Raw genomic sequence first — 24,479 nt, 5'->3', positions numbered from 1 at the left:
AGTCGAATCCTGCTGCCCCGCAAGGGCTTCGTTCACCGACTCCTTCAATGCGGCCGGTTTCCCTCGCCGCCACTGCCCGTCCGCCGTGACCACTAGCCGGGCCTGCGCATCCTCGATCCGCTGCCGCAGCGCACCCGCCGAGAACCCCGCGAATACCACCGAGTGCACCAGCCCCAACCGGGCGCAGGCCAGCATCGCGACGATCGCCTCCGGGATTATCGGCAGATAGATCGCCACCCGATCACCGGCCACCAACCCGAGTTCGGTGAAATAATTTGCGGCCCTGGATACTTCGATCAGCAACTGACGGTAGGTGATGTCGCGAGTATCGCCGGGTTCACCGACCCAGTGAATGGCGATCTGGTCACCGTGGCCGTCGGCGACGTGTCGGTCCACGCAGTTGTAGGCGACGTTGAGTTTGCCGTCGCCGAACCAGCGGGCGACCGGAGCGTCGTCCCAGTCCAGGACACGACTGAAGGGTTCGTGCCAGTGCAGCCGGTGCGCCTGCTCGGTCCAGAACCCATCACGGTCCGAGGCGGACCGATCGTACAGGGACGCATCGGCATTGGCCACAGCGGCGAACTCCGCGGCCGGCGCAAAGCCCTTCTCTGCCTGCTCAGAGCTGACCACCTCAGTGTTCGCTCTCACTCGTCACCCGGATGGGTAGTGCCTCGACGACTGCTGCGTCGAATGACTGTGCACCAACCGATTTCGCGCCGCCGGGGGACCCCAGTCCTGCAAAGAACTCGAGGTTGACCGACACGTACTCGGTTCGGTCATCCGGCAGATCATCCTCGTGGTAAATGGCCTCGACGGGGCAAACCGGTTCGCAGGCACCACAGTCGACGCATTCGTCAGGGTTGATGTACAGCATGCGTGCACCCTCGTAGATACAATCCACGGGACATTCCTCCACACACGCGCGATCCTTCAGGTCAACGCATGCATCGGTAATCACATAGGTCATTTCACTGTCCAGGTTTCTTTTCCGGTGATGAGAGCTTCGAGGTCGGTCGGCATTCGAGTGGTTGCTTCAGCGGCCTGATGACGTACCGCATCGTCGTATGCCGGGGCTACGACATTGCGAATGACGCCGGTGACGGCGTATTCAGCCGAGCCGCCGGAAATGCGCGACAGCGCGAAGGCCTGAGAAGGGTCCGGCCGAGTGGGGTCGTGTACAACGATCCGGCTGCGGTCGACCTGATCGCCGCGCCCCACGGTGAGCCCGCCGGTGACCTCGTCCCGCACCACCGCGAACTTCCGCTCGGGACCGAAGATGATCGGCTCGCCCGCCCGGAGCTGAATCAGGTGCTGCGGGGCGGATCCGACGTCTTTCAACGCATCGAATGCACCGTCGTTGAAGATCGGGCAATTCTGATAGATCTCGACCAGTGCCGCGCCGCGATGCTGTGCGGCCGCGGTCAGAACCTCGGTGAGCCCCTTTCTATCGGAGTCCATGGCGCGCCCGACGAAAGTCGCTTCTGCTCCGAGTGCCAGCGAGACCGGGTTCAGTGGATTGTCCAATGAGCCCAACGGGGTCGACTTCGTGACCTTGCCCACCTCGGATGTCGGTGAATACTGCCCCTTGGTGAGGCCATAGATCCGATTGTTGAACAGCAAGATCTTGATGTTCACATTGCGGCGCAAGGCATGGATCAGATGGTTGCCACCGATCGACAATGCATCGCCGTCCCCCGTGACGACCCAGATCGACAGGTCGGGTCGGCCGATGGCCAGCCCGGTTGCGATCGCTGGCGCCCGACCGTGGATCGAGTGCATGCCATATGTCTCGAGGTAGTACGGGAATCGCGACGAACAACCGATGCCGGAAATGAAGACGATGTTCTCGCGCTGCAATCCCAGAGTCGGGAGGAAGGACTGGACTGCGTTCAGTACGGCGTAGTCACCACAGCCGGGACACCAGCGAACCTCCTGGTCCGACTTGAAACCTGCGGGCCTGTCCGGCAGCTCGGTGCGCGGGACAAGATCCATGCCACCGAGTTCCGGCAGCCCGAGTTCGACGGTAGTCAACTACTCTCCTCCTGAAATGTGGTTCATGAGAACTCTTTCGAGTTCCTCGGCTTTGAAGGGCAGCCCGGCGACCTTGGTGTACGACTTCACGTCGACCAGATAGCGGGCGCGCAGCAGCATCGCCAACTGGCCGAGATTGAGTTCGGGGACTACCACTCGCTCATAGCCGGCGAGCAGTCGGCCGAGATTCGCGGGAAACGGATTGAGATTCCGCACATGTGCCTGTGCGACATGCAATCCCGCCGCCCTGATCCGCCGGACGGCCGCTCCGATGGGACCGTAGGACGAACCCCATCCGAGAACGAGAACCTTTGCGCACCCGGATGGATCGTCGACTTTGAGGTCCGGAACTTCGATGCCATCGACCTTGGCCTGGCGAACGCGGACCATGTGTTCGTGGTTTTCGGGATCGTACGAGATGTTGCCCGTGCCATCTGCTTTCTCCAGGCCACCGATGCGGTGCGTCAGTCCAGGCGTGCCCGGTATCGCCCAGTCGCGCGCGAGCGTTTCAGGGTCACGGCGGTAGGGCCAGAAGTTTCCGGAACCATCGGTGGCATTTGGTGCTGTGGCGAATCGAACGGTCAACTCCGGCAAAGAGGCGACGGCCGGGACACGCCACGGCTCGGAACCATTCGCGATAGCACCATCGGAGAGGACGAACACCGGTGTGCGATAAGTCAGAGCGATTCGGCTCGCTTCCAACATGGTCTCGAAACAGTCCGCTGGCGATCTCGGTGCAAGAATGGGAACCGGACATTCGCCGTTACGTCCGAACATCGCCTGGAGCAGGTCGGCCTGTTCGGTCTTGGTCGGTAGTCCGGTCGAAGGCCCACCGCGTTGCACATCGATGATGATCAACGGCAGTTCGGTCATCACCGCCAGTCCGATCGTCTCGGACTTCAGCGCGATCCCGGGTCCGGAGGTCGTCGTCACCCCGAGCCCGCCGCCGAACGCATGTCCCAATGCCGCACCGATACCGGCGATCTCGTCCTCGGCTTGAAATGTGAGTACGCCGAAATTCTTGTGCTTACTGACCTCATGCAAGATGTCCGAAGCAGGGGTGATCGGATAGCCTCCGAGCAGAACTGTCAGCCCCGAACGCACACCGGAAACGACGATCCCGTACGCCAGGGCGGTGTTTCCCGTGATCTGCCGATAACGTCCTGGAGGGAGGGTTGCCGGTGCGACTTCGTATGTGGCCGCGAAGGATTCGGTAGTTTCGCCGTAGTTCCAACCGGTGCGGAACGCCAGAATGTTAGCGTCGGCAACCTGCGGATGAGCAGCGAACTTCTCTTTCAGAAAGCGCTCGGTACCGTCGGTCGGGCGGTGGTACATCCAGGACAACAGCCCGAGGGCGAACATGTTCTTGCAACGCAGCGCATCCTTCTTCCCCAGACCGGTGTGGGCCAGCGCTTCCTGCGTTAGTGTGCTCATCGCGACGCGATGCAGCTGGTACGTTTCAGCGAGAGCAGGGTCATCCAAAGGGTTGCTCGCGTAACCAGCCTTGGTGAGATTCCGCTTCACGAATTCGTCCGCATTCACAATCAGAATTCCGCCCAGCGCCAATTCTCCCAGATTTGATTTCAGCGCTGCGGGATTCATCGCGACGAGGACATCCGGCCGATCACCCGGGGTCAGGATGTCGTAGTCCGCAAAGTGAATCTGAAACGATGAGACGCCGGGAATGGTTCCTTGTGGAGCCCGAATCTCTGCCGGGAAGTTGGGCATGGTGGCCAGATCATTTCCGAAGGCGGCAGCCTCGGAGGTGAAACGGTCACCAGCCAGTTGCATACCGTCTCCCGAGTCTCCGGCGAACCGGATGACCACACGATTCAACGCCTTTGAGGCGCGGGCGGGAGCGTTCATGTTTGTTTCCTTCGACGTTCGGTATCGACCGGAGCCCCCTCCAGTCGTTCGAGCAAAATCTCACGCAGCCCCTGCGTTGGCCCCACCGGTTGTACGGTGTGAACCCCGAGATCGGCAAGTATGGCGGCAGCCACCTCTGCAGAGCCGACTGTCGTGATCGTGTTCGTGGCAGAAGTCAGGAGGCCGCACGCATTCGGCGAATCGGCGGCGCGAACATAGACAACCACCCCGCGCTCCTGCTCCATTACCACTCTCATGGCTTCCTCCAGTGCCACTGCGCATTCACATTCCGAGGAACCGAACACGTCGCCGGTCAGGCATTCGGTGTGCACGTGCACCGGGATCGGCGATGGCGCTCTCGAATCGGTCACATCACCGGTTATGAGAGCCACATGGTCGGTGCCGTCGTAGATTCCGCGGAATCCGATTGCTCGCAGTCGGCCCCATCGTGTGGGCAGGGTGGTGGCCACGACACGTTCAACTTGTGGCTCCGTGTTCCGCCGATAGCGGATCAGATCGGAGATGCACACCATCCGCAAACCATGCATGTGCGCGAAATCCGCTACTTCCGCCCCGCGCGCCATTTCGCTGGGCCGTAGAGTCGAGACGATTTCCGACATCGCCGCGGCCGGGCGTAGGCCGGCGAGACGAGCCAGGTCGACCGCGGCCTCGGTGCGCCCGGGATGTCGCAGGATCCCGCCGTCACGGGAGCGCAACGGGATGACGTGGCCGGGTCGGCTGAAATCGCCAGGGCGCGATCCCTCAGCAGCCAGCGCTGCGACAGTGTGCGCGCGATCGATCGAAGAAATGCCCGTCCCGCTGCCGATCCGGTCGACAGTCACTCGATAGGCGGTGTTGCGCCCGTCGCGATCATGCTGAGCCATCGGCGGCAACTCGAGCCGGTGGCAGTCCTCGGAAGTCAGTGCGACACATACGAAGCCCGATGTGTGCTCGACGCTGAATGCCAGCAGCTTCGGAGTTGCGAATTCGGCGGCGAAGACCAGTTCGCCTTCATCCTCGCCGCCGATATCGTCGAGAACCACCACCGCTGATCCTGCGGCCAGGGCCGACGTCGCGCGGTGCACCCGTTCATTAGCCCCCGCATTGCCGATGTCGGCCATGGTCACTCCTCAGCTGGCGAGCCGACGAAATCGGCTGCGGTGAAAGACAAGTGGCGGTGTGTCGGGGTCCGCCCGCAACGCGTCGATTTCGAGTAGCGCGATTCCGTGGTCACCAGCAGGCAGTTCGCGGTAAAGCGAGCACTCCAGCCAGACAGCGGAGCTGTGTACGAATACGGCTCCACTTGCGCTGCGTTCCCACTCCACTCCGTCGAACCGGTCGCCGACCTTCTTGGACAGAGTCAGACATGCGGTGTCATGCTCCTCGGCCAGCACGCTCAGCCCCAACCGCGGCAAACTCCGAAGTCGTGGCCAGGTAGCCGAGGTGTCCTGCACGCATACCGAAACCAGCGGCGGGTCAACAGAAACCGACGTGAAGGAGCTCGCCGCCATACCCACGGGAGTGTCACCGATCATCGCGCACACGGCCGTTACGCCCGACGGAAAGCAGCTGAATGCCTGCCGGAGCACCACCGGATCCATGCTCACGGGGTCCATCCGGATCATCTCCGACCTCCGACGACGGTCTCGACCCGCGATTCGAAACTCGGGTCGGACAGCAGCGCCACTTGTGCCTGCGCACACTGCGTCAGATGCCGGTCGAGTTCCTCTTTCAGCCAGCTTCGCGAGAACGACACGTAAGTCGAAAGCGCGGCATCGGGCATCGTGGCAAGTTTCTCCAACCGGGATACCGCTGCCTCCACTGCGCCGCTTTCCACGACTTCCCCGATTCCCCAGGCTTCGGCTTGCCGCCCATCGATCTTTTTCTGATCGTGCAGCACTCGCCACAGAATGGCCGGGTTGTAGCGCCGCAGCAGCAGTTCGCCGCCGGTGCCGGGAATAAGTCCCACTCGACCCCATCCCTGCATCATCCAGCCCTTGTCGGAGATCAGTCTGCAATCGCAGGCAAGAGCTATATCCATACCCATTCCGATCGCCGGGCCATCCAGCGCCGCCACGGTCGGGAACGGAAGATCCAGCAGGGCTCGAATGAGCTGTTGTGGGATCTCCTCGATCGTCTGCTGGAGCGATCCAGGTTCTTCTTTGCCTTTGGCGACGATCGATCTGAGGTCCGCTCCGGAGCAGAATGCCCCATTCCCTGTCAGCACCAGTCCTTTTATATCGGGATCGTCGGCAACGCCCCGTACCAGGTCCGCCAGCTCAGTGATCGCCGGCAGTGTCAGAGCGTTCTTCTTCTCCGGGCGGTCGATGGTGATCAGGGCAACAGATCCTGATTTTTCTTTGATGAAAGTCATTTTTGTTCCCAACTACAAAATCGAGTGCCGCTGGTGCTACTTCTGCGATGCGGTAGCGTTCGCGCCGTTTTGCGCTACGTAATCACTCTTGGCCTTTTCGATGCCGGCGTCGAAGCGCTGGCGGAAACCGTCCCGGCGCTCTTTTGTCCACAGATAGGAATTCATCAGGGCCGAACTACCGTCGGTGAAGGCGGGGAAGACCTTGTCGGCAACGAGCTCGTACATGTGCGATGTCGCGCGGGCGTTACCCCAGTCGTGGCCGGTGAGCAGAAAGGTACCGAATCCTCCGGTCAAATCGATGATGCGCTGGATATATTTAATCGCTCGCTCCGGTCCACCGATGCAGCCGTAGCCGGACTCGTTCACCCGGCGCACCAACTCCTCGTGCGACACCTGTTCACCCGGAGCGATCATCTTCATCGGCGTTACCACGTGCCTGTAATCCATGAATTCTTTGAGGCCGTACCGAGTCGCCTCGAGCGCCTCCTCATCGGTGTCAGCGACGAACATATTGCCGACGACGGCCCACTGGCTTCGTTCCACGCGCTGTCCATGCTTGTCGGCCTCGGTGGTCATGATGTCCCATGTGGAGCGCAATGTTTCGACCGATTGCTCCGCGGTACCGCCGATCGACAACAGGCCGAGTCCATACTTGCCGGCCAGGCGCGGCCCGGACGGCGACAGTGCTGCGGCGACCGCCATCCGCACCCGAGGCCTGGTGTAGCTGGCGAACTGCAACCGCGCGTCATCCAACGTGAACCACTCGGTCTTTCGCGACACCCCACCGTTTTCGGCGAGCAACTCGATGATGGCGTCGAGCGATTCCTCCATACGTGGCCGTAGCATGTTGTAGTCCATGCCCATCATTTGAGAATCGGCGACCAGCGCTCCCGGGCCTACGCCGATCCGCACTCTGCCGCGCGTCAAATGATCCAGAAAAACAATTCTATCCGCCACCATCAGCGGGTGATGGTATGGCAGCGAGATGACACCGCTACACAAGTCGATGCGATTGGTGCGCTGAGCCGCGGCGGCAATCATTATCTCCGGTGACGGGATCGTCTCGTATCCGCCGCTGTGATGCTCACCGAACCACACCTCGTGATAGCCGAAGCGATCGAGTTCCTCGACATGACGCAGGTCCTGCTCGATGCATGCGGTAGGATTTCTCCGCGGGTTGTGATAGGGCGGCATGAACAGGCCGAATCGCAGTCCAGCGGGGGCAGTATTGTGGGATTGGATCTCCATGGGCTTCTCTTTTCGTAATCTCGTTAGCTTTGATACCGAAGCGGGGCAGAGTTCAAGATCACCGCCTTCGCCTCGGTGAAGGCGCGTAAGCCCTCGGGACCACCTTCCCGGCCGATCCCCGATTGCTTGAACCCGCCGAATCCGATCGTGAAGTCGGATTGGAACGAGTTGTGGCCGACCGTGCCCGAACGCAGTTGTCGCGCAACGGCATATGCGCGATCCACGTCGTCGGTGAATACCGAGGCATTGAGTCCGTAGATTGTGTCGTTGGCCATCCTGACCGCATCGGCCTCGTCCTCCGCCGCGATAACGGCGAGAACCGGACCGAAAATCTCCTCTTGCGCAATGCGTGAGGAGTTGTCGACATTGCCGAATACGGTCGGCTCGACGTAGAAACCGCGATCCAGGTGCGCGGGTCGTCGCCCGCCGGTGGCAAGGATGGCTCCCTCCGCGATTCCGGCCGCGATGTATCCCTCGACCCGGTCGCGTTGCCGGCTGGAAACCAATGGCCCCATGCCGGATTCCGGGTCGAACGGGTCGCCCACGCGGACCGATGCGAACGCGCTCGCCAGTGCTTCCAGCATCTGGTCGTGCCGACTCCGGGTGACCACAATCCGGGTCAGTGAGGAGCAGACCTGACCGGACACTAGGCATTCCATTCCAGCGATCGTCTCTGCGGCCGAGCCGACGTCGTAATCATCGAGAATTACAGCAGCCGATTTACCTCCGAGTTCGAGGGTGTAGCGGGCGATTCGGTCGCCGCAGAGCGACGCGATTCGCCGGCCCGCAGCAGTGGATCCGGTGAAGGTGATTTTGTCGACGCGTGGATCGCGGACCAGAAGTTCGGAGACTTCCCGCTCGGCGGCAACGACATTCAGGACTCCAGGAGGAAGACCGATCTCCGCGGCGATCTCAGCGACGATATTGCCTTCGACCGGTGCTTCCGGAGCCGACTTGAGCACGACGGTGCAGCCGGCCAGGAGCGCCGGGGCGACCTTGTGCACGATCAGGCCGATCGGGCCGTTCCAGGGGATGATCGCGCCGACAACTCCCACGGGTTCCCGGATCAGCAGGCCGAATTCGCCAGCGGCTGGTGTCACCGGTTCCTCGAAGGGGAATTCGTCGCCGAGGGCCGCGTACTCATTGAATCCGCTGACCGCAGCGTCCACCATCGCCTGGGCATGAGTGCGCAGCACACCCGATTCGTGCGGCCAGATACCGCAGATATCGGCCGCTCGCTTCTCGAGGCCCAGGCCGAATGCGGTCAGGTAGGCCGCGCGTGCGGCGTGGGTCATTCGGGGCCAGGGTCCCTGATCGAACGCTTCCCGCGCGGCGGTGATCGCGGCGTCCATGTCGGCTGCCTGCGCCTCGGCTACGGTCAGGAAGACCTCTTCGGTGATCGAGTCGATGACTTCGATCCTGCGGTCGGTGGATGGCCGCACCCATCTCCCGCCGATATAGAACCCGTCGCTGTGGTGTCTTGGCGATGCACTTGGGGTGGAGGACATGTGGCACTCTCTTCTCAGAACGTGAGAACGGCTCTGGCCGAATCGTTTCGGTCGTGATTGCGATAGGTTGCACTGATCTGGTTCAACGTGATCCGGTCCGAGATCAATGGATCGAGTTGGATGACTCCGTGTCGGTACATCTGCACGTACCGGGGGATGTCGTGTTTGAACCGTGCGGATCCGCCGTACACTCCTACGATCGATTTCGCACCGCCGAGCAGCTCTTGGGCAGTGATCCACGACAAATCAACCGGGGCCGATGCGGCACCGATGATGTAGGCGGTGCCGCCCGGCGCGAGTGCATACACCGCATCCTGCAAAGTCCTGCCAGTGCCCACGACCTCGAAAGCGTGGTCCACTCCCGACGGCAGCATCTGCTTCAGTTGGTCGACGGTGGCGCCCTCGCCGGCGTTCACCAGATCGGTGGCGCCGAATTCTGCCGCACGTGCCAGTCGGCCCGCACTGAGATCGACGGCAACGATCCGGGCAGCACCGCGCAGTCTGGCGCCTTGAACGACGTTGAGTCCGACTCCTCCACAACCGATCACGGCGACGGTGTCCCCCGGCTTGATTCGCGCACTGTTGGTTGCCGCGCCGATCCCGGTGATGACGGCACAGCCCAGGATCGAGGCGACATCGAACGGCATCGCAGCGTCGATTCCGACCACTGAACGCTCGGGAACCAGAACTTCCTCCGCGAACCCACCGATAGCGGCCACCGCGGTGACCGGGGTATCGCCTAGCTGAAGCCGCGGGCGAGCTCCGGCGGGGCGCTCCAGTACGTGGGTTCCTTCCGTCCGGGCAGCGCAGAGCCAAGGTCGCCCGGACAGGCACAAGGCGCAGATCTCACACGAGCCGGCCATACATGTCGTGACGTGATCGCCTACGGCCACCGTGCGCACTGCGGGACCGACCGCTGTCACGACTCCCGCTACCTCGTGACCGCACAGCACCGGCAGCGTGAGTCCGCGGTCGACGGTGGCGGTCAGCAGATCGGAGTGGCACAGTCCGCTGGCCCGGACTTCGATGCGGACCTCATCACCGACCGGCTCGTCGATATCGATGCTCTCGACATGCCATTCACCCGTGAAGTCATGCAACAGAGCCGCTTTCATGACAACGCCTTTCCGGGACCGAAGCAGACCGGCATGGACTGGGGCCCGATGATGATCGGGGCGACCTGCCGGTCGGCGTCGCCCTCCCGCGACCACACTGTGGGAGCTGTGGGCCTGATGTCGGGCAGGCGCCGGACCATCTCGGCCAGCATCAGATTCAGCTCGAGCCGAGCCAGGTGCGAGCCGAGGCAGAAATGCGGTCCGAAGCCGAATGCGATGTGGTGGTTGGGCCGCCGGTAGATGTCGAATCGCAGAGCATCATCGAACACGGCGGGATCGCGGTTGGCCGCCGCAAGGAAGGAGGCAACCTTCTGACCCGTTCGTATCGTCTTACCGCCGATTTCGGTGTCCTCGGTGACGGTACGCCGTTGGTAGACGATCGGTGTGACCCAGCGGATCATCTCTTCGACCGCTGACGGAACGAGCCCCGGATCAGCGACCAAGGCGGCCCACTGCCCGGGGTCGCGGAACAAAGCATCCATACCGCCAGCAAGCACATTTCGGGAGGTGTCGACCGCCCCACCGAAGATCATCATGAAGTCGATGAAGAACTGCATCTCGTCGGTCTGGAATCCGTCCAGACCGCCCTCGGCAACCCTGGTGGCCCAATCGTTCCGAGGACACCTCATCCGATCGGAGCGCACGGATGCGGCGTGCTGGAACAGGTCGGTCGCCGCTTGGAGTCCGTCGCCGTCGATGGTGCTCTCGGAGTTGGCGATCCGGTCGGCCAGCTCGTACAGCGCCACTCCTTCATGGCGCGGAATGCCGATGATGTCCGCTGCGGCGTAGGCAGCGAGATTCCCGGCGAGGTCCCACACCAGATCGCATTCACCCTTTTCGATCACATCGTCGATCACCTCACGCACGATGTCCCGGACCTGCTCGGTACGTTTGCGCACTTCCCCGGCCGCGAGCTCCTCCCCCAGGAATCGCCGGTGCTGTGTGTGTCGCGGAGCATCGCTGGCGATCAAGTGAAAGTGGCTCTCGTCTCCGAGCGTGAAGGTTTCCTGGACGGTGATTGTCGGCTGCGACGAGAAGACCTTCGGATTCGAGTGCACTGCTTTGGCATCCGCATACCGGGTCAGCGCCCAGAATCCTGGACCGTCTCCCGGCTCAGGATGCCAATGCACCGGATCGTGCTCCTGTAGCCACATCATCTGGTCGATGGGCTGGCCGTTCGCATATGCGTGCGGGTCCAAAAGGTTGATCTGCATGGGACTCCTCCTTGATGTTCTCCATGCGGGGTGTTCTGCGACGGCGGCGACCGGACTCGCCTGCTCAAGGCACCAGGACTGCGCGTCCGATGACCTTGCCTTCATTGATGTCGTCGATGGCCCGACCCGCCTGTTCGAGTGGGTAGACGACGGTTTCGGCATGCATCACTCCGGCCCGGCCGAGGTCGAGTGCTTCGGCCAGCTCATGCCGCGATCCTGCGGAGACACGCAACAGCGAAACCTCTGGAGCAACCGTCGACACCGAGACTGCTTGGAACGGAACGCTTCCGCCACCGAGGCCCGCGACGAGGATCTGTGCGCCGCGGTTGGTGACTGCCGCTGCCAGCGCCAAGGTCGAATCGCTGCCGACGAAGTCCAGTACAACATCGATCTCCCGGCCGCCTGCCCAGGCCAGAATCTCGGCAGCTTCGCTACCCCGCGCCAGAACCGTGGAGTCGGCGCCCAGTTTTCGGGCCAGCTCGAGCGCCTTCGGGTCTCTGTCGACAGCGATGATTTCGGCATGGAACCGGTATGTAGCGATCTGGAGCGCCAAATGGCCCAGACCACCGATACCGATGATCATGATCCGTTCCGGATCCGGGCGCCCGCGATCGATGCTGTTCACTGTGTGCAGGGCAGTTAGTCCCGCGTCCGTGAGTGGTGCTGCCGCAATGGGATCAAGACCGCTCGCGTCGGCGATGGCGTCCGCCGGGATAGCCATGAACTCGGCCATCCCGCCATCGAAATGGGTGCCCAGTCCCAGATATCCGACATGGCAGAAGTTGTCGAGCCCGCGGCGACACGGCGCGCACGACCCGCAACCACGCATGACATACGCGGCGGCCTGCTGACCGGGCGTCCACCCGGAGACGCCGACGCCCAGCTCCTCGATCACGCCGACCACTTCATGCCCGAGCGTGACTGGCAGGCTCATCTTCAATGCCGGGATCGCGTCGCGGATGAAGACATCGCTGTGACACACGCCTGTGGCGGCCACCCGCAGCAACACTTCACTGGGGCCGGGCTGCGGCCGCTCGATGTCGACCATTTCGCCACGCCCTGGGGCGAGAACTTTGTAGGCACGCATGTCAATTCCTTCGTAATGCTGAAATCACTTCACCCGGAAGCGAATAGGTAGTTTGTTGAGGCGATTGATTCCAGGCACCGGCAGGGGTTGCAACTCCGCGCGCGGAACAGTCAACTCGAAATCGCCGAAGTGGTCGAACAGGGCCTCGAACGCGATCCTCGCCTCCGACCGAGCCAGATCTTTGCCGATGCAGAAGTGGACGCCATGGCCGAATGCCATGTGAGCCGAAGAATCACGGAATATATCGAACTTGTCCGCATCTGGAAACCGTGTCTCGTCGCGATTGGCCGAGCCCCAGGCCAGACGAGCGATTTCACCTGCCGGAATCGGACATCCAGCAACCTCCACGCCGCTGTCGGCGACGACCCGTATGGTCCAGCGCGCCGGCGAAACATACCGCAACGCTTCTTCGATCATCTGCGGAATCAACATCCGGTCGGCTTGCACCGCGGCGAGCTGATCCGGATTGTCCAGCAATGCCAGCAGCCCGCCGCCCAGCAGATTCGTCGTGGTGTCGTTGCCGGCGACGAGCAGGATGCGGATGATGTCCAGCAGCTCCGGAACGTCCAGGGACCGTTCACCGTTGAGACGCGCACCGACCAGCTGACTGATCATGTCGTCGCTCGGCTCGTCACGTCGCTCCTCGATCAGGTCGGCGAAATAATGCTGGAACTCCACATACGAGCGGCGGCACTCACGGCGGCGCTCCGGTGTCAGCACCATATCGGCGGCGATCATGTCGACGATGTTGTCGGACCAGGTGCGAAAGGTTTGCCGCATCGAATACGGGATTCCCAGCGCGTCCGACATGACCATCGTCGGTAGCACCTCCGCGAAGTCGCCGACGAAATCCATCTCACCCGTGGCGGCGACACTGTCGAAGACGTCATCGGCCAAGCGCCGGATCTTGGGCTCCAGCCCCTCCACGACCTCCGGGGTGAACGCCTTGTTCACGAGCTTTCGATACCGGGTGTGGACCGGAGGATCGTTCGTGGTGATCGTCGCGACCTCGGGCAGGCCCTGGGCGGCGATCGCCGCGAGTTCCGGATCGTCCTGACCGAACCCCGGTCGGTTACTGGAGAATTCCTTGACCCGCACGGATGCTGCCCGGACGTCGTCATAGCGGGTCATGATGTAGCCGGCATCGCCGGGTAACTTCGTCACAGGGCACGTGGCGCGAGAATGTTCCAGGAATTGCTCGGGATGACTCCAGAATTCGGGGTCGCTCGCAGGGAATTCTTCAAGGTTCATGGCGATCCTCACCGTTCCTGACGCCTGCCGAGTCTGGCGCCGGCCAGCTCGGCCTCCCGTCGGTAGTGCATATATCTGGTAGCCATACCGACGAGTACGACACCGACCAGTTCGTTGTCTCGGAAGTATCCGATGGCTGATTCGTTGGTCAAAGAGCCTTCGAGCACGCGCACGTCTCCCATGCCCAGGCTGGGCATACCGAACGACTGGATCCGAATAGCCGACAGATGGCTCCAGAACGATGGCAACGACGTGAACGCGTCGGTCGGCTCACACGTACCGGTCAGATGACCGGCGAGGACAGCCCCCGCCTTGCGTGCAGTGTCGACTGCGGTGGACCAGTGCTCTACCCGGCGCGGCACGTCGTCGTATGCGCGATGGGGAAATCGAGCGACGTCGCCGCAGACCACAACTCCCGGCCGACCCGGTACCTGCATGAAGTCGTTACACAGCACCCCGTCGGACAGGTCCAGGCCATTGCCGCCGAGCCATGCACAGTCGGGCACGCTGCCGACAGCTTCGACGACGACATCCGCGGGCAACCGATCCAAGTTCGACAGCACGACCTCGTCGACCGCCGCACCGCCCTCGTATCGAACCGGTAGAGCGCGCATATGAAATGTGACGCCCAGTTCCTCGAGACGACGCTGTATCTCGGCCCCCGCGAATTCGCCCAGCGGGCGCTCGAGCGCCACCGATTCGGGTGCCACAACGTGCACCGACATCCCCGCCGAGGCGGCCAGCGCGGCGATCTCGCAACCGACGAATCCAGCGCCCACAACAACCAGGCGCCGCGCGCCGATCAGAGCTTTCCGCAACTGGTTCGCGTGATCGACGCTTCGCAATACGTAGCGCCCCGCCGTCGGGCCGGCCAGGTCGAGTGTGCGGGGCCGCAGACCGGTCGCGATCACCAGGCCATCCCAGCTCAGGGTCTCACCGGAGTCGAGGGTCACCGATCCACGGTCGAGATCGCTCGCGACAACTCGCGCTCCGAGTCGCCAGTTCGCCTCCGCAACAGCACGATTCGGCTTCAGCCATTCCGGCTCGACCGGCTCGTCCAGCGGCGCTTTCGACAGCGGGGGCCGGTTGTACGGCATGTGCCGTTCCGCACCGACGATCACGATCTCGCCACTGAAACCGTTCTTACGCAACGACTCCGCCGCCCGCAAACCGGCCAGCGACGCACCGACGACAACAGCACGATTGTCCGCGTGGAGCCTGGCCGCGGTCATCGGGGACCTCCGTCCTCGAGCCAGCGGATCGCCTGTGCAGGGCACATATCGATCGCCTCCTCGACGCCTTCATGCTGCGCCTCATCGATTTCACCCGAGCGATATTCGCGGGTTGCGCCGGCCCGGAATGCCAAATGCCCGCTGGCGTCCAGAGTGAAAATTTCCGGCGCGGAGTAGGTGCACTGGGCATGGTTCTGGCACTTCATCAGATCAATAGCGATCTTCATCGCAACTCCTTCATCCCCGGCCTTCGAGAAACTCGACCAGGTTGCCTTCAGGATCCTCGACAATGGCGATCCGGACACCGGTGGAAACTTCCTTCACCGGCGTGACCACGCGGATGTCCGCTCTTTCACATGCGCCGACCACTTCGAGCAGATTTCCGACGAAAATGGTCAGGTACCGGAATCCTGTCGCATCGGTGACGTTACCCTGCGGTGCACGCAGGGGCGGATCGTCCGCGTAGCTGATCAGTTTTATAACGCTGTTTCCGCAGAGCAGACGCCGAACCGAGCCTCCGGGGGTCGATCGTGTAGCCGCCACACCAAGGTCCTCCAATCCGAGGACGTCGCGATAGAACCATGTCATGCGTTCTGGCATCGCTGTGACGATTGCGAGGTCTATCGCTGACTTTCGCAGTTCGATGCGTCCGATCATGAGGCTTCCGCCTCGTTAGTATCATCCGCGCCGGAGATCGTGACGAAATCGGAAAGTCTCGGGTTCCGCGTGAGCTGCCAGTACTGTGCATTGTTGAAAGCATTCTGCACGACCACACGTCCACGAGAGTTCCGATAGTAGGTATTCACACCCGGATGCGTGTAGATCAGGTTTTCATGCTTGTCCGAGACGGTGCGGTTGTACTCGTCGTAAACTTCATCTTTGATATCGACGGCACCGATACCAGCGGCCGTCATCTTTCGTAGCAGCTCGATGATGTAGTGAATCTGCGCTTCGAGATGGCCGAGCACGCTGCCGCCACCGCCATTGATGTTCGGGCCGTACAGCATGAAGAAATTCGGGAATCCCGGAACCGTCAGTCCGAGGTAGGCTCGTGCGTCATCATCATCCCATGCGTCGCGCAGTGTCACACCGTTGCGCCCGATGACATCGAAGGTCGAGATGAAACGAGTCGCGCCGAATCCAGTTGCGAATACGAGCGTATCCAGCTCGTACTTCTTGCCTGCTGTGGTGACCACGCCTGTCGGTAGGACCTCGGCGATGCCGGATGTTTCGAGCGTGACATTCTTCCGGCGCAGTGAGTCGAACCAGCCGTTGTCGAGCAGCATGCGCTTGGCGAATGGAGGAAAACCTGGCAGACACTTCGCGATCAGGTCGTCACGGCCGTTGAGTTTATCGCGCAGGTAGCGCTCGAAGAACCTCCGGTGCGAGTCGTTCTGCCTGTTCAGCGAGCGTTCCGGATGCGGCCAATCGGCGTCCTTGTGTATCGCCGGATAGCTTCTATCACCGAATATCCAGCCCTGTCGCTCTCGGAACCATGCCCGATACAACGGGACTTCACGGAGCAGAAGGGCGATGGGTTCGGGGATCTCTTTCTTGAATTTGGGGAAGGGTGCGATCCACTGCGGTGACCGTTGGAATACCGTTACTGATTCGGTCTCCGGTGCGATCGAGGGAACAGTCTGCATCGCGCTCGCACCGTTGCCGACGACTCCAACCCGTTTGCCGCTTATATCCACGGTGCCGGGCCATTCCGCGGTATGGAAGACGTCACCGGCGAAGTCCGACAAACCCGGCAGGTCGGGGATGACCGGCGGATTGAACAGCCCGACCCCGCTCACCAGGATGTCGGATTGCACTTCGTAGACGTGGTTCTGTGCATCGCGGACACGCACGACCCAGCGCGAATTCTCCTCATCGAAGGTGGCCTGCTCCACCTCCGCGCCCAGGCGAATATGCGGAGAAAGATCGCGATCATCCACAATCGTGCGAATGTATTCTTGAACCTCGGTACGGCCAGCATAGTAATGCTTCCACGGATGCGGTGCGAATGACAGCGAATACAAATAGCTCGGCGTATCCACGCCTGCACCGGGATAGCGGTTCGACCACCATACGCCACCGACGTCCTCGGCCTTCTCCAGTACCAGGAATGGCACCTCGGCCTCGGCCAGTCGGGCGGCCATAGCGACCCCGGAGAACCCGGCGCCGACGATTAGCACCTGATATGCGCATGGCGTTTCGATCGGGACATATCTGCTGTCTTCCGGGTTCAACGCGGTCCGCAGCGACGCGGCGATCCGTGGGCCCGATTCGGCTGGAATGGGCTCCCCCATCGAGACGCCGAGCATTCGGACCAGCAGATCCTCGTTCGGGCTCTCGAGCGCGATTTTTCCGTCCCGAGACCAGGTCACGATCGCATCGGCCGCCGCCGCGCGAATCTCGTGCTGCAGCTCGGCGGACAAGCCGCCGTCGTCGTTGTCGTCCATGCCGATCGTCCGGCTGGGTGCATACGGCTCATCCAGCCAGGTCACATCGCCTGTCAGTTGAACCAACACCATCAGCAGGATCGGAATATTGGCCGTTTCGACAGCGGCGCGTAGTTCGTCCTCGCCGACCATCGGTGCGGTCTTGGTTTGGGTCATTTCTTTGCTCCAAGTTCCATCTATCGTGCCCGGGGCGCTTGTGTTCGACTAGTTCCGCCGCAGTTCAGAGCGCGCCCTGATCGACCAGCTCGCTGATCTTGTCCGCCGAATATCCCAAGTCGGCGAGAATTTCCGTGGTGTGCTCCCCCAAGCGCGGCGCAGGCACGGAGGGTTGATCGTAGGGATTCGCGAATCGGACCGGACGCCCGACGACCTGGATATCCCGGTCTTCGGCCCCGCCCAGGGGGACCATGATCCCGGAGGCGAGCACCTGTTCGTGCTGAACAACCTCACGGATCGTGTTGATCGGCGATACCGGAATCCGTGCCGGTTCGAGCACCTTGATCAACTCGGCGATCGTGGAGTTCGCGACGACTTCCTGGATCCTGCTCACCACCTCGGCACGATGCTCAATGCGGCCCCGGGCATGTGCGTACTCTTCATTGGCGGCCAGATCCGTGAGTTCCATTGCGGCACAGAACCGGACCCAGGCATCGTCGTTCGTCACCCCGATGAGGATCCAGCCGTCGGCCGCCTCGAACGCCTGATATGGCACCAGTGACCACAGCCCGGACCCCTGGCGCTTGGGCTCCGCTCCGCCTATCGCGAGATTGGCGATATGGGTGCTCACGAGCGCCATACCACTCTGCAGCAACGAGACCTGGACGTGCTCCCCGGTCGCCCGACCGGTGGCCCGAGCGTAGAGCGCGCTGAGTGTGTAGCCGAAGGCCAGCATGCCCGTGGAGATATCCACAACCGACGCACCCGCCCGCAATGGCGGTCCGTCGGCCTCCCCGGTGGTCTGCATGATTCCCGAGAACGCCTGCAAGAGCAGATCGTAGCCAGGATTGTTGCGCATCGGGCCCTGCCCACCGTAAGCGGTCACCGAGACGTGCACGATCTCGGGATTCATGGCCACCAGCGCGTCGTGGGTCAGGCCGAGAACCTCCGCGTCGGACGGCAGGTAGCTGTCGATCACGACGTCGGCGGCCGCCACGAGATCAGCCAAGATGTTCTGCCCCGCTGGGGATTTCAGGTTCAGCGTCATGCCCCGCTTGCCGCGATTCATGTACACGAACCCCGCACTGGATCCATCGAACGAGGGCTCCCAGCGCCGATTCTCGTCGCCTCCGGGCGCCTCGATCTTGATGACATCGGCCCCGAGATCCGCCAGATACAAGCCACACAACGGGCCCGCAACCACACGGCTGAAGTCCAGAACCTTCACACCACTCAGTGGCCCGAAACTGGCTGTGGTCTCCGCGTCTTCATTCATGATCTACGCCTTGCTTCCGTTGGACCGAGTGGTCTTGTACTGCTCGACCCACCGACGGGTCTCCGGATGCGCCGTGGTGACCGCGTATTCGAGGATGCTCACGCGGGACGCCTCACGCTGCGGCAACTGCAGCCAAGCCTCGAAGATGCGTTTCTGAGCCGCCAATGTGCGCGCGGGAAGTCTGCGAAACTCATCGACGTAGGGCTGCGCAGTCTTTTCTGCTTCCCCGATGTCGGTGAGCTGGTTGAGGTACCCCCAATCGGCCATCTGCTCGGCGGAATACCAGCGCCCCGTGAGCAACATCTCCTTGGCTCGGGTCAGACCGATGTACCGTTCGAACAGGCTGGCCTCGCCGATGACCGGAAGACCGATCTTCACCTCGGGCATGCTGAAACGCGCTGAGCGAGAGGCAACTCGGATGTCACACACCGCCGTCAGATCCATCGCCAAGCCCACGCAGTAGCCCTCGATAGCCGCGATCGTTGGAAGCTGACACGTCCGAACCTCTTGCAGCATCCGCTGGCCGGGGCTATCGCCGGATACATCCAACGCAGAGTCCGCAGGCGTGGCCCGGAAGCCGGAAACATCTGCGCCGGCGGAAAAGTCACGAACTCCGCCGGTGAAAACGATGCTCGAACATCCTTCGCCCGGAGCTTGATTCACCGCTGCGCGAATGGACTCCACATCCTCGATCCGCAGTGCATTGCGCTTCTCGGGACGGTCGAATCGAATCCAGCGCGCGCCATCGTTGTCTTCTACCCTGACACCAGCCATTTCAGCCGTGCTTCCGTTCGTTGTGAACCTCACCGGCGCTTGCTGCGCGCCGCGAATAGGACTCGACGAACCCAACGCTGAGGCTCCGAGTGAGGGCATTGCCCGCCCGCCAGTCCGGAGCCGATTCGGTGAGATTGATGGCGGCCTTCATCGCCTGCAGCGCAGGTCGGCCATGGCGTGCCAACCTCTTCGCCCAGGCCAAGGCCGCCTCCTCGAAGTCCTCCTCGGGCAGGACTCGGTCAACCAAGCCTTCGCGCAATGCCGTTGCGGCATCTATGGTTTCGCCGTTGAGCAACAGATCACGCAGGAATCCCTCGCGCAGCCCGAGTCGGCGCAACTGCGCGCCACCCCCGGCGACCGAGATACCTACCGCGATCTCTGGCATCGAGAACCTGCATTCGGCCGAGGCGAGGCGGAAGTCACAGAGCGAAGCCATCACCAGGCCCGCACCGACCGCGAACCCGTGCATCGCGGCGACGACCGGTACCTGAACGTCGTAGACCGCATCCCAGAATCGGGTGCCCTGACTCAGCGAGCTCATGGTGCGGGCCGCATCACCCTGGCGGCCGTGAAACTCTTTGACATCGGCCCCAGCGCAGAACCCCTTGCCCGAACCCCTGATGACTATGACGCTGGAGTTGCCGGCCACCAGCGAGTTGAGGGCATCGGTGAGTTCCGCCCGCAAACCCGTGCTCATCGCGTTCACCGGCGGCCGGGACAAGGTGACGATGCCGACCTCGCCTTCGTCGATGTGAACCATGGATTCGGTCGTGGAAGTGTCGGTCATCTCAGCCCCTGTTCAGCAGCAGCGGATAGTCGTGTTCACCGAGGTATTTGGCCATTCGCGGCATGGCCTCCTCGGCAAATACGCGAAGGTCGTCGATGCAGTTGTAGAACTGCAGGCAGACTCCGTTGGGCCGATGTTCGAGGATCCAGTCACTCAACTGCCTGGCGACCGTGTCGGGATCCCCGATCATGGCGTCGTCGATGAAGTACTTGTCGTAGTCGGCCTGTGACTTCAGCAGATCGCCGATGGTCTCCTCGGTCGCGGCGCCGGCCGAGATGAGGTGGGCGCGCAGAGCGGCCTTGTCGGCCTTGTCGCAGATCGCCCGCGCGAGCCTGGTCGCTTCGGCATCGGTGTCACCAAGGATGATGCGCTTGTTGCCGATGAATCCCACATTCCGTCCGACTTCGGCACAAATCTTGCGGAAGGTGGGAATGTTCTTGGGGTAACTGAACGCGTAGTCGACCTGCCGAGCCGAGAAGCTCATCCCGGTGTATGACTGTCCCGCATTCACCAGCAGGGGGCGCGGTCGCTGAGCAGGTCGTGGCCAAGCAGTTGCTTCCTGGATCGTGAAGTGCTTGCCCTCGTAACTGAACACCCCCTGGTTCCAGAGCCCGCGGACGATGTCCAGCCATTCGGCGGTGTAGACGTATCGTTCCTTGTGATCCAGGAGCGGCACGCCCATCTGCTCGAATTCATGTGCGCCCCAACCGCTTACAATATTCATCCCCCAACGACCCTCGCCGATCTGATCCATGTCCGCGCCCAGTTTGGCGGCAACGACCGGGTTGTAGACGTTGGTGTGGATGGTCGTCAGGATGGTGATCCGGCTGGTGGCCTCCAGCAGCCCAGCGGTGAGGGTGACCGTGTCGAGGCTGGCGCCACGCCAGTTCAGATGATCGCCTTGCAGCCCCTTCCACCGTCCGGCCGGTAGCGCGAAGTGGAAACCGGCCGCCTCCGCGGCAAGCGTTGCGGCGCGGTTGTATTCGTAGGTCCATTCCGTTGTCGTGGGCGCGAGAGTCGGGAACTCGGCCCACGATTCGTTGGGCAGGAACAACCCCAGCATCACGCCGTTCTTCATCGGCATGGTCTGATCGACGTATGCCTCGAGCGGACGTGCGGCCGGGTCCGCATGGGGCGGGTATACGCCGTGAATTTCCGGCATGTCGAGTGTCTCCTATTGTTCGATGCAATTCGGTCTTACGACCGTGCTGTGACTTCAACCGAACCGAAGCGCGCCGAGAACGCGGTGAACCCGCATCTAGTAGAACGAGCAGCGCAAAATGATTCAGCGGTCGAGGCTGATCCGCGTCATAGCAGCGGAAACCATGGACGCCATGCAGAAGAGGGGGCGCCGATATCGCCGATATACGTGTCGAGAGCGCACAGGTTCGTGCGCCGTTGCTGTTGATGCGAACGGAGCTCTCTCGTATATGGACTCAGAAAAATTCGGCCGACTCGATATACGGTCCGCGAGAGCGGCTACAGCCGTGCTCAGAAATCGCGCACCGAAAATCTCACCAAATGCCGTATCAACGAATTCAATCGGGAACCGAGGGACGACCCCGCCAGAACGCGCGGTTGAGGTTCTCCGCAGCCCATTTGTCGACCACGGAGTGCGCCGCGTTCATCTGCGAGATCTGGAAGTACAACCCCTGCATGGGCACCGTGGCACCGAGCTCGATCAGTAGCGGGCACAGCGTAAAATTCAAGGTCAAGCTGTGCAAGGCATCCGCGCCAGTCATGACTGGAATCGCGGTAACTCCTGCCAATCCGCCACTTGGATACCGATCCAGGAAGGATTTGAGCATGCCGGTGTAGGCACCTTTGTAGGTCGGGCTGGCCACCACCAATAAGTCGGCCTGCGCAACCCGGGCGCTCAGGCTGGATAGATTTTCATCCGGCCAGCGGAACAAGTCCGCAGCATAGTCGCATAGATCAACGGTTAGATCGTGTTCCGCACCGAATGCGGTCGCAACCTTGTCTGCAACCAGTTCCGCAACGAGTCGCGTTCGCGATTGTGGTCTTGGATTACCGACCACTACTACAGTACGCATCGTGCTGAACCTACTTCATTGTAAGAGCGTAGCGCTGGTATCAATCCGAGCGCCAGTAGATTGCGGTGAGCGGTGTTTTGTCGCTTCACCCGCATAAGCGTCTTACGCTGACAGTAGCGTACACGACATGTTGTGGCCTGCGCAACAATCATGCACCGTTGAAAGCCAGGAGACATGGGGAGCCGCACCGATGAACACCGGTATCGCTCTCGGCGCACATCGAAGGAGGTTTGCGTTGAGCGACAAGAACATCGAGTATTGAGAAGGGGGCTCGCGCCGTGATCCAACGCCCAGCGCGATGCCGAGAAGTCATTCCTGTAACCATGCTCCGGAGTGGAGGGAGTCGCGGTGTCCCTGCTGTACCGCGCTATATGGATCGATTCGGCGCCGGATGTGCCCGAGATCGGGCTCGACCGACTACGCAGCTGGATCAAGCACAAGACCGCGGGCTCCATCGTCGTCCCCGACGAGGGCGCGGTGACCGGCGCGGTCGTCGTGCCGGCTCGTTCCCCGGGCGAGCCGGAGCAACGATATGAGGCCGATCTGCGGATAGATCGCGCGAGCGGCACCGAGGTGGTCCCGAAGGCGCTGAGTGCGACGTTCACCGAGCTCCGAGCCGATGGAACCCGATGGGATACGACACTTCGGACGTGGACCGAAACCCACGGCAACGGCGAACTGGGGTGGCTGTGGGTCGACGTGGAGTGCGTCGGCCTCGGTGATCACGACAACGTTCCGATCGCCGCACCGCGACTGGCGGTCGATCTAATTCGCTACGGCGCCAGCCCTATTCGCGGTCCGGTCCTGTTGTCATCGATGCCGAAGGCGGTTGTCGGGGCGGAGGCGGGGACGCGGCTGGCGGAACTGATCCTCGCACCGGAGCGGGACATCCCTGTCGTCGTCTTCTCCTCGGGTGGCGAACGACTCGCCAAAATGCCGCCGACGCACACCTTCGAGCAAATCACGCAGAAGGCCGCCGACCGACTGGCCGGCATCGCCGTCATCTACATCGCCGACGATGCCGGATGTGCGGCGTTGACCGCAAGGCTCGGCGAAAACTACGGCATCTGGGGCGGTGCTTTCCGGATCTACCTGCCGGGCCTGGACCTCGAAGCCTCGAGTGAGTACCTCAGGCACCGCTACGTGCGCACCGACAGGTACATCCGTTTCCGGGATCTGGCCGCCAACATCATCAGCCGCACCGTCGGTCCCATCTCGAGCGCCCGCAGACCCCCCGACTCGTACTACACCGCCCGGGACATGCTGCGCATGAGCAAGTCTTCGGACTGGGAGCTGCTGGCACGAATACTCGAGGAGCAGAACGACAATCTTGCCGCCCGGAACGCCTCCATCACCGAAGACCTCAGTCACGCCGAGGAGAAGTACATGAACCTCGTCATCGACCTCGAGGATTCATTCAAGGAGCGGGAAGACCTCGCCACGCAACTCGCCACGGCACAACAACAGATTCGGGCTCAGAACGAGCTACTGCGCCGCAACGGAATCGCGGACGACTCGTGGGACGTCCACCTGGAATCCGATGCCATCCCTGACTCGGCCGACAACCTCTCCGAGGCCGCCGCCCAAGCTCAGCTCTATCTGAGCGATCGGCTCGTGCTTCCGGAGGCCGCACTGCGTGACCTGGACGAGCTGGATGCCACCATCGAATCGAAAGCCTGGGGACAGACCGCTTGGCGCGGATTGCGGGCGCTGCATGCCTATGCGGTCGATCAATCCAACGGCGTATGCCTGGGATCGTTCTGGGACTGGTGCGCCGGATCGATGAACCCTCTCGCCTGGCCGGCGACCGCGAAGAAACTGTCGATGCGAGAGTCCTACACGGTCGAAGGCAACGCGGCGCTACGCGGAGCCAGGGTACTGCCGGTCTCCACCACGGTGAGCAGGGACGGCGAGGTCTACATGCCCGCTCACCTGAAGATCTCGACCGGCGGCGGAAACCTTGCACCGCGGATCTACTTCCATTGGGATCCAACCGAATCGAAGATTCACATCGGCTTCTTCGGCCCGCACAAATATCTGCCGAACTCCAAGACGTAGG

The 24,479-nt window shown here is 62.1% G+C and carries 23 protein-coding genes; 1 reads left to right on the top strand and 22 read right to left on the bottom strand.

What is annotated here, in order from left to right; genetic code table 11:
* The 22 genes from ON40_RS36470 to ON40_RS36365 all read right to left on the bottom strand — a co-directional run.
* On the bottom strand, nucleotides 1-648 hold a 648-nt coding region (locus ON40_RS36470; protein WP_245568150.1), incomplete at its 3' end, for an AMP-binding protein.
* Nucleotides 632-967 carry a ferredoxin gene (gene fdxA, locus ON40_RS36465; RefSeq protein WP_040829895.1) on the bottom strand — a complete coding sequence of 112 codons (336 nt, stop codon included), beginning with the start codon at nucleotides 965-967 and terminating at the stop codon, nucleotides 632-634. The genes fdxA and ON40_RS36470, both read right to left, overlap by 17 nt.
* Nucleotides 964-1,992: a 2-oxoacid:ferredoxin oxidoreductase subunit beta gene (locus ON40_RS36460; RefSeq protein WP_218008923.1), complete on the bottom strand. Its 1,029-nt coding sequence runs from the start codon at nucleotides 1,990-1,992 to the stop codon at nucleotides 964-966. Before ON40_RS36460 ends, fdxA begins: the two co-directional genes overlap by 4 nt.
* A gap of 39 nt (nucleotides 1,993-2,031) precedes the next feature.
* Nucleotides 2,032-3,897, bottom strand: coding sequence for a 2-oxoacid:acceptor oxidoreductase subunit alpha (locus tag ON40_RS36455; RefSeq protein ID WP_040829893.1), 1,866 nt, complete (start codon nucleotides 3,895-3,897; stop codon nucleotides 2,032-2,034).
* Entirely contained in the window at nucleotides 3,894-5,018 is a 1,125-nt protein-coding gene (locus tag ON40_RS36450; RefSeq protein ID WP_040829912.1) for a 3,4-dihydroxy-2-butanone-4-phosphate synthase, read from the bottom strand. Before ON40_RS36450 ends, ON40_RS36455 begins: the two co-directional genes overlap by 4 nt.
* A 9-nt stretch (nucleotides 5,019-5,027) precedes the next feature.
* On the bottom strand, nucleotides 5,028-5,522 hold the full coding sequence (locus ON40_RS36445) for a flavin reductase family protein (protein ID WP_040829892.1): 495 nt from the start codon (nucleotides 5,520-5,522) through the stop codon (nucleotides 5,028-5,030).
* Nucleotides 5,519-6,271, bottom strand: a complete 753-nt coding sequence (locus ON40_RS48730) for an enoyl-CoA hydratase/isomerase family protein (protein WP_051194122.1) — start codon at nucleotides 6,269-6,271, stop codon at nucleotides 5,519-5,521. Before ON40_RS48730 ends, ON40_RS36445 begins: the two co-directional genes overlap by 4 nt.
* Nucleotides 6,272-6,307: 36 nt before the next feature.
* Nucleotides 6,308-7,519 (bottom strand): LLM class flavin-dependent oxidoreductase, encoded by a 1,212-nt coding sequence (locus ON40_RS36435; protein ID WP_040829891.1) that lies wholly within the window; start codon nucleotides 7,517-7,519, stop codon nucleotides 6,308-6,310.
* Between the two features lie 23 nt (nucleotides 7,520-7,542).
* A complete protein-coding gene (locus ON40_RS36430) occupies nucleotides 7,543-8,961 on the bottom strand; it encodes an aldehyde dehydrogenase (RefSeq protein ID WP_245568149.1) in 1,419 nt (472 codons plus the stop codon).
* Nucleotides 8,962-9,041: 80 nt separating this feature from the next.
* Nucleotides 9,042-10,142: a zinc-binding dehydrogenase gene (locus tag ON40_RS36425; protein WP_040829889.1), complete on the bottom strand. Its 1,101-nt coding sequence runs from the start codon at nucleotides 10,140-10,142 to the stop codon at nucleotides 9,042-9,044.
* On the bottom strand, nucleotides 10,139-11,356 hold the full coding sequence (locus ON40_RS36420) for a cytochrome P450 (protein WP_051194121.1): 1,218 nt from the start codon (nucleotides 11,354-11,356) through the stop codon (nucleotides 10,139-10,141). Before ON40_RS36420 ends, ON40_RS36425 begins: the two co-directional genes overlap by 4 nt.
* A 64-nt stretch (nucleotides 11,357-11,420) precedes the next feature.
* The gene (locus tag ON40_RS36415) at nucleotides 11,421-12,443 is read right to left on the bottom strand and encodes an alcohol dehydrogenase catalytic domain-containing protein (protein ID WP_040829888.1); all 1,023 of its coding nucleotides are present in this window, start codon (nucleotides 12,441-12,443) and stop codon (nucleotides 11,421-11,423) included.
* Between the two features lie 24 nt (nucleotides 12,444-12,467).
* Complete coding sequence (locus ON40_RS36410; RefSeq protein ID WP_083896170.1) at nucleotides 12,468-13,694, bottom strand: cytochrome P450; 1,227 nt, start codon at nucleotides 13,692-13,694, stop codon at nucleotides 12,468-12,470.
* Between the two features lie 8 nt (nucleotides 13,695-13,702).
* Nucleotides 13,703-14,926 carry an NAD(P)/FAD-dependent oxidoreductase gene (locus tag ON40_RS36405; RefSeq protein ID WP_051194119.1) on the bottom strand — a complete coding sequence of 408 codons (1,224 nt, stop codon included), beginning with the start codon at nucleotides 14,924-14,926 and terminating at the stop codon, nucleotides 13,703-13,705.
* Complete coding sequence (locus ON40_RS36400; RefSeq protein ID WP_040829887.1) at nucleotides 14,923-15,153, bottom strand: ferredoxin; 231 nt, start codon at nucleotides 15,151-15,153, stop codon at nucleotides 14,923-14,925. Before ON40_RS36400 ends, ON40_RS36405 begins: the two co-directional genes overlap by 4 nt.
* Nucleotides 15,154-15,163: 10 nt before the next feature.
* Nucleotides 15,164-15,583: a VOC family protein gene (locus ON40_RS36395; RefSeq protein WP_051194118.1), complete on the bottom strand. Its 420-nt coding sequence runs from the start codon at nucleotides 15,581-15,583 to the stop codon at nucleotides 15,164-15,166.
* Nucleotides 15,580-17,529, bottom strand: a complete 1,950-nt coding sequence (locus tag ON40_RS36390) for a flavin-containing monooxygenase (RefSeq protein ID WP_063713159.1) — start codon at nucleotides 17,527-17,529, stop codon at nucleotides 15,580-15,582. Before ON40_RS36390 ends, ON40_RS36395 begins: the two co-directional genes overlap by 4 nt.
* Nucleotides 17,530-17,593: 64 nt before the next feature.
* Nucleotides 17,594-18,805, bottom strand: a complete 1,212-nt coding sequence (locus tag ON40_RS36385) for a CaiB/BaiF CoA transferase family protein (protein WP_063713158.1) — start codon at nucleotides 18,803-18,805, stop codon at nucleotides 17,594-17,596.
* 3 nt (nucleotides 18,806-18,808) lie between these two features.
* Nucleotides 18,809-19,579, bottom strand: coding sequence for an enoyl-CoA hydratase/isomerase family protein (locus ON40_RS48725; RefSeq protein ID WP_051194116.1), 771 nt, complete (start codon nucleotides 19,577-19,579; stop codon nucleotides 18,809-18,811).
* Nucleotide 19,580: 1 nt separating this feature from the next.
* Nucleotides 19,581-20,366 (bottom strand): enoyl-CoA hydratase/isomerase family protein, encoded by a 786-nt coding sequence (locus tag ON40_RS36375; protein ID WP_051194115.1) that lies wholly within the window; start codon nucleotides 20,364-20,366, stop codon nucleotides 19,581-19,583.
* A gap of 1 nt (nucleotide 20,367) precedes the next feature.
* Nucleotides 20,368-21,528 carry an LLM class flavin-dependent oxidoreductase gene (locus ON40_RS48720; RefSeq protein WP_051194114.1) on the bottom strand — a complete coding sequence of 387 codons (1,161 nt, stop codon included), beginning with the start codon at nucleotides 21,526-21,528 and terminating at the stop codon, nucleotides 20,368-20,370.
* Between the two features lie 376 nt (nucleotides 21,529-21,904).
* Entirely contained in the window at nucleotides 21,905-22,420 is a 516-nt protein-coding gene (locus tag ON40_RS36365) for an NADPH-dependent FMN reductase (RefSeq protein ID WP_051194113.1), read from the bottom strand.
* 348 nt (nucleotides 22,421-22,768) lie between these two features.
* On the opposite strand from ON40_RS36365, the gene ON40_RS36360 reads away from it, so the two are divergent.
* Nucleotides 22,769-24,478, top strand: a complete 1,710-nt coding sequence (locus ON40_RS36360) for a coiled-coil domain-containing protein (RefSeq protein ID WP_157186654.1) — start codon at nucleotides 22,769-22,771, stop codon at nucleotides 24,476-24,478.
* Nucleotide 24,479: the final 1 nt, after the last annotated feature.

It is taken from the genome of Nocardia jiangxiensis NBRC 101359 (assembly GCF_000308615.1).
GTDB classification, from domain to species: Bacteria; Actinomycetota; Actinomycetes; order Mycobacteriales; family Mycobacteriaceae; genus Nocardia; species Nocardia jiangxiensis.
Note: the sequence above shows the minus strand (reverse complement) of the source record. Positions and strands in the feature narration are given on the sequence as shown.